The organism is Rossellomorea sp. NPDC071047 (assembly GCF_050270195.1).
GTDB lineage: Bacteria > Bacillota > Bacilli > Bacillales > Bacillaceae_B > Rossellomorea.
On the sequence record NZ_JBNNJT010000007.1, the window covers coordinates 35,174 to 48,449 of the forward strand.

General features: G+C 44.6%; 13 protein-coding genes. 2 read left to right on the plus strand and 11 right to left on the minus strand.

What is annotated here, in order from left to right:
* Positions 1-101: 101 nt before the first annotated feature.
* The 10 genes from lpdA to ACQKFO_RS20560 form a co-directional block, all read right to left on the minus strand.
* A complete protein-coding gene (gene lpdA, locus ACQKFO_RS20515) occupies positions 102-1,529 on the minus strand; it encodes a dihydrolipoyl dehydrogenase (protein WP_427600641.1) in 1,428 nt (475 codons plus the stop codon).
* Positions 1,530-2,711: a dihydrolipoamide acetyltransferase family protein gene (locus tag ACQKFO_RS20520; RefSeq protein ID WP_427600642.1), complete on the minus strand. Its 1,182-nt coding sequence runs from the start codon at positions 2,709-2,711 to the stop codon at positions 1,530-1,532.
* A 15-nt stretch (positions 2,712-2,726) separates the two neighbouring features.
* Complete coding sequence (locus ACQKFO_RS20525) at positions 2,727-3,722, minus strand: alpha-ketoacid dehydrogenase subunit beta (RefSeq protein WP_427600643.1); 996 nt, start codon at positions 3,720-3,722, stop codon at positions 2,727-2,729.
* A gap of 1 nt (position 3,723) precedes the next feature.
* On the minus strand, positions 3,724-4,788 hold the full coding sequence (pdhA, locus tag ACQKFO_RS20530; RefSeq protein WP_427600644.1) for a pyruvate dehydrogenase (acetyl-transferring) E1 component subunit alpha: 1,065 nt from the start codon (positions 4,786-4,788) through the stop codon (positions 3,724-3,726).
* 57 nt (positions 4,789-4,845) lie between these two features.
* Entirely contained in the window at positions 4,846-5,952 is a 1,107-nt protein-coding gene (locus ACQKFO_RS20535) for a Leu/Phe/Val dehydrogenase (protein ID WP_427600778.1), read from the minus strand.
* A 109-nt stretch (positions 5,953-6,061) separates the two neighbouring features.
* The gene (locus tag ACQKFO_RS20540; protein ID WP_427600645.1) at positions 6,062-6,457 is read right to left on the minus strand and encodes a thioesterase family protein; all 396 of its coding nucleotides are present in this window, start codon (positions 6,455-6,457) and stop codon (positions 6,062-6,064) included.
* 245 nt (positions 6,458-6,702) lie between these two features.
* Positions 6,703-7,497 (minus strand): ABC transporter ATP-binding protein, encoded by a 795-nt coding sequence (locus tag ACQKFO_RS20545; RefSeq protein WP_148967287.1) that lies wholly within the window; start codon positions 7,495-7,497, stop codon positions 6,703-6,705.
* On the minus strand, positions 7,481-8,500 hold the full coding sequence (locus ACQKFO_RS20550) for an ABC transporter permease (protein WP_427600646.1): 1,020 nt from the start codon (positions 8,498-8,500) through the stop codon (positions 7,481-7,483). The genes ACQKFO_RS20545 and ACQKFO_RS20550 overlap by 17 nt, the downstream gene beginning before the upstream one ends.
* A gap of 16 nt (positions 8,501-8,516) precedes the next feature.
* Positions 8,517-9,488 carry an ABC transporter substrate-binding protein gene (locus ACQKFO_RS20555; RefSeq protein WP_427600780.1) on the minus strand — a complete coding sequence of 324 codons (972 nt, stop codon included), beginning with the start codon at positions 9,486-9,488 and terminating at the stop codon, positions 8,517-8,519.
* A gap of 570 nt (positions 9,489-10,058) precedes the next feature.
* Entirely contained in the window at positions 10,059-11,015 is a 957-nt protein-coding gene (locus ACQKFO_RS20560) for an NAD(P)H-dependent flavin oxidoreductase (RefSeq protein WP_427600647.1), read from the minus strand.
* Between the two features lie 201 nt (positions 11,016-11,216).
* Between ACQKFO_RS20560 and ACQKFO_RS20565 the strand changes: the two genes are divergently transcribed.
* Both ACQKFO_RS20565 and ACQKFO_RS20570 read left to right on the plus strand, forming a co-directional pair.
* Positions 11,217-11,552: a PadR family transcriptional regulator gene (locus tag ACQKFO_RS20565; protein ID WP_427600648.1), complete on the plus strand. Its 336-nt coding sequence runs from the start codon at positions 11,217-11,219 to the stop codon at positions 11,550-11,552.
* Entirely contained in the window at positions 11,542-12,210 is a 669-nt protein-coding gene (locus ACQKFO_RS20570; protein ID WP_427600649.1) for a DUF1129 family protein, read from the plus strand. The genes ACQKFO_RS20565 and ACQKFO_RS20570 overlap by 11 nt, the downstream gene beginning before the upstream one ends.
* Before the next feature lie 49 nt (positions 12,211-12,259).
* Here ACQKFO_RS20570 and paaX read toward each other — a convergent pair whose 3' ends face one another.
* A complete protein-coding gene (gene paaX, locus ACQKFO_RS20575; RefSeq protein ID WP_427600650.1) occupies positions 12,260-13,135 on the minus strand; it encodes a phenylacetic acid degradation operon negative regulatory protein PaaX in 876 nt (291 codons plus the stop codon).
* Between the last annotated feature and the right edge of the window lie 141 nt (positions 13,136-13,276).

Below are 13,276 nucleotides of genomic sequence, written 5' to 3' on the forward strand. Positions count from 1 at the left end.
AAGTATATTCTGAATATTATATTAAATAGTTTCCTGGAACTTCTCAAGAGCGGCTAGTAAAGCTTAAACGCTTCTCTGTGTAAAAGCGTACCCACTAACTATTACCTGGCAAGCTCCCTTTTTCGGGGCGGCATGTGCACGGCGTCTCCCTTTAATCCTTCGACTGCTTCGAGCAGGCTCTCATTCATACTTGGGTGGGGATAAAGTGGAAAGCGAAAGTCCTCATCTCTCGCTGCCATCTCAAGTCCGAGCACACCTGATGTGACCAGCTCGGCTGCTCCCATGCCCATCATATGAATACCAAGGATCATATCCGTTTCACTGTCTGACACGACTTTCACGAATCCATCCTTTTCATCCGTCAGCTGAGCGTACCCGTTTCCTCTGACAGGGCTCTCACTCACTGTAACCGAATAACCTGCCCGCCTTGCTTCTTCCTCCGTCATCCCTGCACATGCAATGGGAGGACTCATCTGCACCACCGTCGGCACAAACTGCAGGTCTACTTCCACCTGTTGCCCAGCCATCGCCTCGGCCGCCGCCTTCCCCTGTTTGATCGCTTTGACTGCGAGGGACGGACCTTCCGTGGCATCCCCGATCGCCCAAATATGGGGAATGGAGGTCCGTCCCTCTCGATCTGTTTGGATATAATCATCCTCGGTTAATTCAACACGGAGACGGTCAAGGCCGATGTCTGGTAGGTTCGGCTTAACTTTTCCGCTCATGACAAAGTGGGAGCCTTCGATGGAGACCATTTCACCGTTTTCTTTGCTGGTTTCCACTAAAACTTTTCCTTCTGTGTTACTCACAGTTTTTATGGTAGAGCTCTTGATAACATTGATTTTCTGCTTTTTAAACTGCCTGAACAACTCTTTTGAAATCGAAGAATCGAATGGAAGTTCTTCATTCAATATTAGAGTGACAAAGCTTCCCAATGTGGAGAAAACAGACGCGATCTCCAGTGAAATATAATCTGCACCATACACAATCAGTTCTTCAGGGATCTCCTCCAGCTCAAAAATCTGTCTTTCCCTCAGGACACGACCAGCATGAAAATCGATTCCATCCGGATAGTGTATATCTCCCCCTGTTGCCACTATCGCATCTTTGAAATTGAAAAGGGAAAACTCATGTCCGTTTTCAACCCCAATGCGGGATTCTGATAGAAAGGAAGCCGAGCCTTTAACAATTTCAACCTTATTCGCTTTGCACAGTGATTCTATCCCTGATCGGAGCTGGGTGATTCTTTTCTTTTTATAGTGTTGAAGAGAAGAAAGATTCGCTAACACTTTCCCAAACTCCATGCCCATTTCCTTCAGATGCTTCGTCTTTTTAAATTCCTGGGCAAAATGAGTGAATACCTTCGACGGGATGCACCCTTTATTTAAACAGGTCCCGCCTACATCCTCCCGTTCGATCAACGTCACCTGTCTACCTAGGCTCGCGGCTCTAATCGCCGCGTGGTAGCCCCCAGGACCTCCTCCGATGACGACAATGTCTTTATCTTCCGTAATCTCTCCCACTACCATTTACATCAACTCCAAAAGCATGGATTGAGGTTCTTCAATCAGATCCCGTAATCGGTTCGTAAATTTCACGGCTGTCCCGCCATCTGCCACTCTATGATCAAAGGACATTGAAACATTCATCATGGAACGGACGACAATTTCATCCTTTTCGTTCACCATCGGACGCTTCTTCGTTTTATGAAAGGCGAGGAGGGCTACTTCCGGTTCGTTAATGATCGGAGTGGCTCCGATCGATCCGTTCAACGGACCTACATTACTGACCGTGAAGGTACCACCTTTGATCTCTTTCATCGCAAGCCTCCCGTCCAGTGCTTTGACGGTCAGTTCCTTCATTTCAACGTGAATGTCCTTCATCGTTTTTCTTTCCACGTGCTTGATGACAGGAACGATCAGCCCCTCCTCTGTGTCGACTGCAATTCCGATATTATGTTGAGACTGAAGCTCGACACACTCTTCTTCTTCATTGAGACGGGCATTGAAAATCGGAAACTCTTTTAAACAAACAGAAATGGCTTTGATAAAATACGCACCCATGGAAATGGAACCGCCGCCCTCTTTCATGGTATCTTTCCAGACTAATAGATTCGTAACGTCGACTTCTTCAAAATGGGTACAGTGAGGGATGGTTCTCAGTGACTGTGCCATTTTGGAAGCGATTTGTTTACGTCTGCCCCGGAAAGGAATCGTTTTAGCATCAGGTTCAGTCGGTGCTGCAGGGGAAGCAGGTTTAGGTTCATCAACCGCAACTGGCGCTGACTGACCTTCTCCATTCATATAAAGGAAAATATCTTCATCAAGGATTCTACCACCCGCTCCGGAACCAACCACCTCTTCTATATCGATACCATTGTCCCTCGCTATTTTTCTCGTATACGGGGAGGCCAGGATCCTCCTTTTCTTCAATACTTGAGTGGTTTGTGGAAAGGACTGCTCGCCTCCATATTGCTTCTGTTCTTTTTCCATCAACAGTACCGTAGATCCCACTGGGATCGTTTCCCCTTCACTAACGGTAAACTCCTTGACCACACCTGAAAATGGTGCCGGGATCTCTGCCGTCATTTTATCTGTTTGTACCTCTACCAATGGTTGATCCGCTCGCACGACATCCCCCACTTTTACAAGAAAGTGATTGATATTGGCTTCGGTCATGCCTTCCCCAATATCATGAAGCTTAACTTCCATGAACTCCCTCCTTGTCTAATAGCGGGCTACTTTCTCCACTGCAGCCAGCACACGTTTACTGTCAGGCAAATAGAAATCTTCAAATCCGAAATATGGGACAGGTGTATCGAATCCTGTTACCCTTTCAGTCGGCGCTTTTTGATATAAAAAAGATTTGTCATTGATGATCGCCAGTACATCATTTCCGACTCCACCAGTGGCATGTGCTTCATGGACAATCACGGTTCTGCCTGTTTTCTGAACAGAGGTCGAAATTAGGTCTTTGTCCAGAGGGTAGAGTGTTCTAAGATCAAGGACTTCACAGTCGATGCCTTTGCCAGCCGCTTCCTTAGCAGCGTCTTCAGCTACCTTCACCATCGCTCCCCACGCAATGATCGTGACGTCCTCTCCCTCTTTGACTACCTTGCCTTTCCCGATTTCCACGGTGTACTTTTCTTCAGGCACTTCTTCCCTGGAAGAACGGTAACATCGCATAGGCTCCAGGAATAGAACGGGATCAGGGTCCTCGATGGCTGCAATCAGGAGTCCCTTCGCATCATATGGAGTTGCGGGACAAACAACCTTGATTCCCGGCATATGAGTGAAAAGTGCTTCCGTGCTATCGGAATGAATCTCTGGGGCACGTACACCAGCCCCATACGGAGCCCTGATGACCAATGGACAGGTAAAGTGTCCCAGGGTACGGGCGCGTATTCTGGATGCATGCGTCATGATCTGTTCGTATGCCGGGTAGATGAATCCTAAGAATTGAACCTCCGCTACTGGACGAAATCCGTTCAGCCCCATCCCGATGGCCGCTCCGATAAAGCCGGCTTCACTCAAGGGTGTATCAAGAACCCGATCTTCACCGAATTCCTGTTGAAGACCGTCCGTCGCCCTGAATACTCCGCCGTTCTTCCCGATATCCTCACCCATCAACAGAACATCCTCGTTTTCCTGTAGCATCACTCTCATGGCATCCGTTATGGCTTGAACCATCGTCAGCGTCTTCATTTTCGTTAAGGTGCTCATTCTACTCACCTCTCAATCGCTCAAGGAGCTTTTCTTTTTGTTCCTGGATCGTCCAGGTCGGTGTCGCAAACACATAATCAAAGATCACACTTGGATCAGCTGCCGGATATGCTTCCAGTTCCTCGACTGCAAGGTCTACTTCCTTGGCACATTCCTTTTGAACCGAGGTCATCCACTCTTCGTCAATCCAGCCTCGATGCTTCATGAATTTCGTTAACCTGTCAACAGGATCATTATCCTTGCGTCGGGACTCACTTTCCTGTTGATCGCGATACTTCGTCGGATCATCTGCGGTTGTATGGGCACCGTATCTCCAGGTCACGGACTCGATCAAGGTAGGTCCGTCCCCGTTCCGTGCTCTCTCCAACGCCTTTAACGTTTCAAAATAAACAGCAAAAATATCATTGCCGTCGATGCGCACGCTTGGTATGTCATAGGCAAGAGCTTTCTGGGCAATGGTTTTTGTTTTCATTTGCTTGTGCATGGGTACGGAGATGGCGTAATGATTGTTTTGATTGAAAAAGACGACCGGGGCCTCCCAGACGCTTGCCAGGTTCAATCCTTCATGAAAGTCGCCTTCAGAAGTGGCGCCATCACCGAAATAGACAATGGCAGCATTCCGCGTCCCTTTTCTTTTCTCGGCAAAAGCCGCCCCCACCGCATGTGGAAGCTGAGTCGCGATCGGAATTCCTGGAGTGAAAATATTCTTTCCTTCAGGAGGAACACATCCTTCATTTCTCCCCTTCCAGAATAGGAGGATATGAAGCAGGGAATGACCGAATGTCATGGTAGCCCCATGATCACGATAGGACGGGAATAACCAGTCTTTGTCCTGGAGGGCAAGTGCGCTCCCCACCTGGGATGCCTCCTGTCCTTCAAAAGGTGCATACGTCCCGATCCGCCCCTGACGCTGGAGGCTCACCGCTTTCTTATCAAATGTACGGATCCTGATTAAATGACGATAAAATGTACGGGCCAAATCTTCTGAAATGTCCATTTCATACTCGTTTTTAACCAGTTCTCCTTGTTGATCCATTACCTGGACCAATTGAAATTCCTCGATCATTTCATCACCTCTTGTTGGTGCTTTTTTGTTGTTCCGACAAACTCCTGATTTACTTTTTTATGTCCTAACCGACCATTTCGGACGTTTCGCATGGGAGAAGAAGCTGTTTCTTCTTGTGCGTGCGTGGATCCTGTCCTCACAGAACCGGTTGGCTGCTTCGACTGTGGTCAAGTGCTGATTTTCTGATTGCAGGTAGATATTCTGAAGGCTGTTATAGATGGCGCTTGTCTTTTGCAGGACACGTTCTTTATTTGGTTCGTATAATTCGTCAGCTACCTGGATCAATCCGCCTGCGTTGACGATGTAATCAGGTGCGTATAAGATCCCTTTTTCGTGCAGCTTCATTCCATGTGTAAGATCTAATAACTGATTGTTGGCAGAACCGACGACCGCCTTTACCTTCAGCTGATCTACGGTGTGATCATTAATGATCCCACCTATGGCACATGGGATGAAGACATCTGCATCAACCGAGTAGATCTCATCTCCGGATACGACTTTAATGGCTGCTCCCATCCTGTTTGCCTTAGCTACTAACTGATCGATGGATTTCTGACTGATATCTGTTACATAGAGGTCTGCCCCCTCTTCAAGTAGACGCTCGGCTACTTTAAAGCCTACTTTTCCTAACCCTTGAATGGCATAGCTTTTTCCATGAAGGTCTTTTGAGCCCCATACGTTTTGGTTGGTTGCCTGTAAGCCATAGATGACGCCCATGGCAGTCGGTATGGATGAGTCTCCACTTCCACCGTATTCTTCATTGACACCTACAATGCAATTCGTTTCTTTTAGGGCATAAACAAAGTCATCAGGAGTCGTTCCCATGTCTGTCCCGGTATAGAATCTTCCGTTCAGGGATTCAACAAATTGGCCGAAAGCACGGAACAACTCAGGGTGTTTGTCTTTTTCAGGATCTCCGATGATGACGGCTTTTCCTCCACCGAAGTCCACGTCGGCCGCTGCACATTTGTAGGTCATTCCTTTTGATAAACGCAATACATCTTCAAGTGCTTCATCTACTGAGGTGTAGGGTCTCATTCTACAGCCGCCCAGTGCAGGTCCAAGAGTCGTATTATGTATGGCGATGATGGCTTTCAGTCCTGTTTCTTCATCATTGCAAAATACAACCTGTTCATGATTTTGTATTTTTTCGAACATATCCATTTCTCCGCCCCCTGCAAGCTCTCTGTTTGTAACCGCTTCCATTTTGGTGAATACGTTAGACACTAAAGCTTCCTCCTTTTACACTGCTATTGATGAGTTGGATCAAAACTTAGTTCTCTTTTATTCTTTCATTGATTTTCTCTTTAGGAAGTACGACTTGTTTGACCTCACCTTTCCCAATGAGTCTGTCATTCTCTTTATCTCTGACAGTCACTTCGGTCACGATGATGTTTCGTTCATATTTAATTACGCTCGCTTTAATTTCAAGAGAGGAACCGTTTTTCGCCGGAGCCATATGCTCGACGTTCACCTTGGCTCCCATTCCCTCTTCATGCTCTTCCAAATAGGGTAGAATGATCTTCCTTGATGCCCATTCCATGTGGTAAACCATTGAGACGGTTGAATACACAGGGTGTACCACGTCTCCTTCGAACTGGGCATACATGCTGGGGGTTACCTCTGTCATGACGACGGCCGTATGTCCTTCTGCTAATCCAGACTTCATTGCTTTCCCCCTTTAAACCAACAGATTATATATTTTTATATAACGTTAATTCAACGATATAATAACATTTTGTTTTATAAATAGTCAATAAATTGTTAAAATTTAAAATATTATATTAATATAAGTTATGCAGAGGGACGGACCTTCGGCTTCGCCGAGGTCCGTCCCTCACTCCTTTAACGCAAAAAAGCAACGAACCAAGGTTCGTTGCTTTTTGTAGAAGGTTGTTCATTGTTTTTATTAGCTTAGGAAAGAAGTGCCCGGTCGCTGGCGAGTTTGCTTCCACGGATTCGCTGAAATTCGTGGAGGAGTCCTTCGACGGTGAGGTGTTTTTTCTCTTCTTCATTTACCTCTAGTATAATCTGACCTTTATCCATCATGATTAACCGGTTCCCAAGGTCCAGCGCCTGCTGCATATTATGGGTGACCATCAACGTGGTAAGGTTATACTTTTCTACAATCTCTTTCGTCAGGTTCGTAATCAGATCAGCCCTGGCAGGATCCAATGCTGCCGTATGTTCATCCAGCAATAAGATCGATGGTTCGGTGAATGTGGCCATCAATAAGGATAGCGCCTGTCTTTCCCCACCTGACAGTAACCCGACCTTCGCATTCAATCGATTCTCTAAGCCAAGGTGAAGCGTTTCCAGTACTTCCTTAAAAAACACTTTCCGTTTTTTGGTCACCCCCATTTTAAAGGTGCGGGTACGATTTCTGGAATACGCCATGGCCAGGTTTTCTTCGATGGTCATAGTAGGTGCAGTACCTGCCATTGGATCCTGGAATACGCGACCGATAAGCTTGGATCTTTTATACTCGGACACTTTAGAAACATCATGATCATCAATCAGAACATTTCCCACATCAGGCAGCAATACACCTGAAACGATATTCATCAATGTCGATTTCCCCGCTCCATTGCTTCCGATCACAGTGACGAAATCCCCGGGTTTTAAAGAGAGCTGAATGTCATCAAGAGCGATTTTTTCATCGGGTGTTCCTTCATTAAATACTTTGTGGATCCTATTTAATTGTAACACCGCTCTCACCCTTTCCATCTGTGATTGAAGTTCTGTCTAATCGTTCTGCCATTCGCTGCGCCTTCCGTTTCCTATCCTTGTAACGGTCCATCACTTTAGGCATGACAAGGGCCAGAATCACGATTGTCGCTGTGATAAGCTTCATATCCCCTGTTTCCAGGAAATCGACGCGAAGAGCCATGGATACGACTAATCGATAGATAATCGCCCCACCAATGACCGCGAGCGTCGTACGGGCGATCGTCTTGGTTCCAAACAATGCTTCCCCGATGATAACCGAAGCAAGTCCGATGATAATCATCCCGATCCCCATTCCTACATCAGCAAATCGGCTATACTGGGCAATCAATGCTCCTGACAGTGCAACCATACCATTCGATATTCCCAGACCCAGAATAATCATCAGGTTCGTATTGGCAGAGAAACTGCGGATCATTCGCTGATTATCCCCAGTCGCCCGTAATGCCAATCCGATTTCCGTCTTCAAGAATCCGTCTGTTAAAAACTTGATGACAAGTGTGATGATGACCATAATAAATAAAATGCTCCACGTACCCGGTACAGGCTCACCAAGCCCCACTGCCATCCATAATTTATTGAGTGCGGCATCGATCCCGAGAGGAGACCAAAATCCTTCCACCCCTGTAAAAGCAGTATCCTGACTTAGTAAGGGTACATTCGACCGTCCCATTATCCGGAGATTGATAGAATACAGGGCGATCATCATGAGAATCCCTGATAATAGGGCATTGATTTTTCCAAACGTGTGAAGTAGTCCCGTTATACATCCTGCAACAAATCCGATGACAATCGCTGTAATGGTTGCGACGACTGGATTTACGCCACTGACAATCATGGTGGCAGCGACAGCGGCTCCCGTAACGAAGCTGCCGTCGACTGTTAAATCAGGAAAATCCAATATCCGAAAGGACAAGTAGACTCCGAGGGCCATAATAGCGTAAATGATTCCAGATTCAAAGGATGCGAATATTGCTGTTGGCACGAATCATCAACCCTTCCTATTTTTCTTCTAAAAATTTCCCGAGATCAGACCAGGCTTCCTGTACTTCCACTCCTTGTTCTTCAGCTGCCGCCTTATTGAACATCAACTCGAAATTTTGTGGAGCCTGTACAGGAATTTCAGAAGGTTTCTTCTCTCCTTTTAAAATCTTCACAGCCATCAATCCTGTTTCATAACCAAGATCCTCATAGTTAAATCCACTCGCTGCAATTGCACCTTTTTCCAATGAATCCAGTTCTCCCACAAACAGAGGGATATCCTTTTCATTCGCTACAGTGATGACTGATTCCAACGCTGAAACGACTGTATTATCTTTTGGAATATAAATGGCATCGACTCTCCCCACCAGGGATTCAGTCGCCTGTTTAACATCAGCCGATGTTGAAACGGTAGCCTCTACAACCTCTACGCCTTTTTCTTCAGCAAGCTTATTCACTTCAGCTGCCTGTACGACAGCATTTTGTTCACCGGAATTATAAACAATCCCAATCTTCTTCGCTTTCATTTCATCCGTGATAAATTGAATGGTCTTTGAAATGGCTTCCGGATGAGTATCGGTCGTTCCCGTTATATTTTCACCTGGCTCTTCAAAAGACTTAACCAATTCAGCACCAATAGGGTCAGTAACAGAAGTAAAAACGATTGGAATCTCTTTCGTTGCATTCAATGCGTGTTGTGCACTTGGGGTTGAGTTAGCAAAGATAAGATCGACACCGTCTCCAACAAAGTTCTTGGCAGCACTTTGTGAATTACTTTGATCTCCTTGGGCGATTTGAACATCATATTTTACATTCTCGCCTTCTTCGAAACCGTTTTCAGCCAAAGCCTTCTTAAAACCTTCAAATGCTGCATCTAAAGACGGATGTTCCACAATCTGGGTTACCCCGATCACATATTGTTTTTCACCATCTTCTCCACCTGAGCTTGTATCACTACCACAGCCCGCTAAAAACAGCATTCCCAGCATCATAGAGATGACAACAAGTAATAAACTCTTCTTCTTCACAGAAATCCCCCTTTTTCTCTTCCTGATATATGATCAGTAGTCTGATAGACTAGCAAATCCAAGTATGATAAAAATGAACACCAACGTAAATACAACGTTATATTATCACTCCTGTCACAAAATAGTCAATAATATTCCGAAAATTTAAAAATTAATACTAGTATAGACGGTATTGGTGATGATTTCTAGAGGGATTACGGGAAAATATTTTTGTTATGGGGTTGGTGAACGTGATGAGGAGTACCGTTATTAAAATATTTGATGGAGATTGGGACTTGGCGATTGAGGGGAATGCTGTAACAAATCGTTAAATGGGCACTTTGATAACGGTATCTATGAAAATTCAGCTTAATTAATGGTTTCGTACTATAGTATTCTTTTTCGAATCTCTCAATTGTTGTGCCGGAATCTACTAAACTTGAGCCACTTTAGCATTTTGTTGTGCTACTTTTATCTAAACCTGTGCCAAATTATGAACACATCAAAAAAAGGCACTTCCCCAATCAAGGAAAAGCGCCTCGTTACAACAATCTATTAAGATTCCACACCACTACCTGATAGCTTACTGAAAATCCCCTGGGCATCGTTCATCATTCTCTCAACCAATTCCTTCACCGTCGGGACATCCGAAACTAGACCGGACACCTGACCACCGTTGATAAATCCTTGATCCATCTTCCCTTCAAGTGCTCCAACACGATGATAATCTTCTGAGGTCATTTGACTGAACTCTTCAAAAGCGACCCCCTCTTGTTCTTTTTGAATCAATTGCGCAGCATAAGGCGTTTTCATGATCCTTCTAACTTTACCAACAGAACGACCGACGATGACGGTGCTATCATCTTTTGCTTCCACTAGAGTCGTTTTATAGTTTTCATGAAAAGGAGCTTCCTGTGTAGCGATGAACCGTGTACCCATTTGCACACCACTGGCACCAAGGGCAAGCATGGAAGCGAGTCCCCTCCCATCACCGATTCCTCCTGCTGCGACCACAGGAATGTCCACGGTATCGACGAGTTGTGGAATAAGGGCAAGCGTTGTCGTTTCGAGATTGGAGTTGATCCCTGCAGCCTCATAGCCTTCTGCCACGATTACATCTGCCCCGGCGTATTCCGCTTTCTTTCCTTGCTTTTTCGAAGCCACGACACAGATCACCTTCACGTTATGTTCATGAAAATAGGGTATGAACGGGGCAGGATTTCCTGCTGATAAGGAAACGACCGGTAATCCATGTGTCACCACTAAGCGGATCATCTCTTTCAAGTGAGGAGTGATGGAGATTGGAATGTTTAGAGCGAAAGGCTTTCTGGTTCTTTTTTTCGTTTCCACGATGATCCCTTCCACTTCCTTCACGCCCATGGTGCCGACTCCGATTGTACCGAGCGCCCCGGCCTCCGAGATTGCCGCCGTCAAGGCAGCATTGCTGATGTTCCCCATGCCGCCTTGAATGATTGGATATTTTATATGTAATACGTTCGTTAGGTTATTCATTATAATCCCCCTTCGTTAAATTAATGTTATACTTTTGGGAATTGTATGACAAGTACCGAAAATTATTTCCAACAATTTGAATTAATTATTGACATTTCATTCCAAAACACATATTCTGAAATTAACTACTTTGTAAAGCAAGGTAGTTTTGTTTTACATCAGTACCTTGTTATGCAATATATCATAAAAGGAGGACACTATATGTCTATCCGTAGTCAGCTATTAAAGGGTATATTAGATGGTTGCGTCCTTTCTGTGATTGAAAAAGAGCCGGTCTACGGATATGAACTTTCCAAAAAACTGCAGTCTTCCGGTTTACAGAATGTGAGCGAAGGGACCATTTATCCAGTTTTGTTACGACTTCAGAAAAATAATCTGATCCGCGGGGAAATGCAGCCTTCTGAATCAGGTCCTAACCGAAAATACTATTATTTAACTGAAGAAGGACATTCAGCACTCTCTGATATATCAAGGGAATGGGAACAAATCGTATCACCCGTCACAACACTATTAAAAAGGGGGAATCATGATGATTGAAGCAAAGCAGCTAATTGAATTGAACAATCAGAAACGCACAGGATTGTCGGAAGAGAACGAAAAGTATTATTCAGATTTTTTGATATACATGCGTCTACAACTTTCATTATCTGAGCAGCAGACCGAGGAGATATTAATGGAAATCCTGGATCATATCATTGATGGGCAGCGTGAAGGAAAAACAGCCAGAATGATTTTAGGGGATGATCCTAAGGCTTACGCCGATGATATCATTGAACAGCTTCCTACAGAGAAGAAGAGGAATGTCGTTACATTCGTATCATCTTTAGCTCTTAATTTATTGGGATACTTCTTGTTGTTTCGAGGACTCTTATTATTGATTGGGCCGATGTTTAAAGATATAAGCAGTGAAGTATATCCTGTCACTTCCGGCATATTAGTACTTATCATCTTCATTTCCAGTTTGATTGGGGTAAAAATCATTTTCTCGATCATTAAACATTCTTTATTCAAGGAGAAACAAACTCCTGTGAAAGATTCCATCAAGGCAGGTACAATGGGTATGGTATCAATGGGCATCATAATTTGCGCTACTTACTTCCTGCCTGACCTTGGTCCATCGTTGCATTTTCCGTGGTATGCTTCTTTCATTACCGGGGCATCATTATTAGGTATTTCTTATCTTCTGAAAAAATAGAGGTCCGTCCCTCAAAAAAACCACTTACCCAACAGGCAAGTGGTTTTTATCATTCTAATAATAATGGATGGGTCATGACGTTATAGCTCAGGTCTTTGTTTTTGAGTTCGTTGCCGTCTTCAAAGACACTTTCGAAGAATCGGGACGCCGGTTCTGCGAGTTCTTTGTAGTATTCTCCAAACAGGGAGGCTGCATGTGCCCCGAGCCATTTTTCAGGCAGCAGTTCTTCCGGCAGGCCCGGATCGACAAAAAGGAATTTGCGATACTCATGGACGAGCTTGGTTCTTTCAACGAAGCATTCAGCGTCGCTCATTTGTCCTTTTCCGATTTTACTTTTATCGATCATGTACTTCTGGCTGTAGTGAGAAATGAATTCCTGATAGCGGTCATTGATTTCTTTGAGATCCCAGCTTTTTTCGATCAAACGCTGGTTCTCATTGGGGCCTTCATATTCGGCAATGAAGAAATCGACATATTCTTTGATCTCGTATTTCCCAATCAGGGATTGGACTTGCTTTTCAAGATTGTTAGGAGAGATCCACGTGCTTGTAGAAAGGGTTCCAAAACCGCTCCAAACCAGTTCTTTCCTCAATTCATCACGGATGCTTCTAATCTCTTCCGGAATCGAGTACATCAGGATTCTCCATTTCCCGTCCCATTGTTCAGGCTTCAGCTTGAAGATCCTGTTTGCCGCTTCCTCCATTCGGATCACACCGCGTTCTGTGAGGGAGTAGTAGCTTTTGTTCCCTTGCTTCTCTGCCTGTACCCAGCCTTGCTTATTCATTCTTGAAATGGCTGCACGGACAGCTTGATCGTTGTGACCGAATTCATTCAGAAGACGTATCAAACTGCCGATCCATATCTTATTGCCATAGTGTCGTATGTAATCCCCATATAGTGTAAAGATCATTGATCTTGTATTCATCGGTGCCTCTCCTTTAAATATATTCCGTTTGTTTATGACGTTTAATTTACGTTTGATTTATATATTATCATAAACTTTCTATGAAAATAAATGAATATTCATGATTTTTCAGTTTGTATGTATTTCAGGCACAAAAAAATC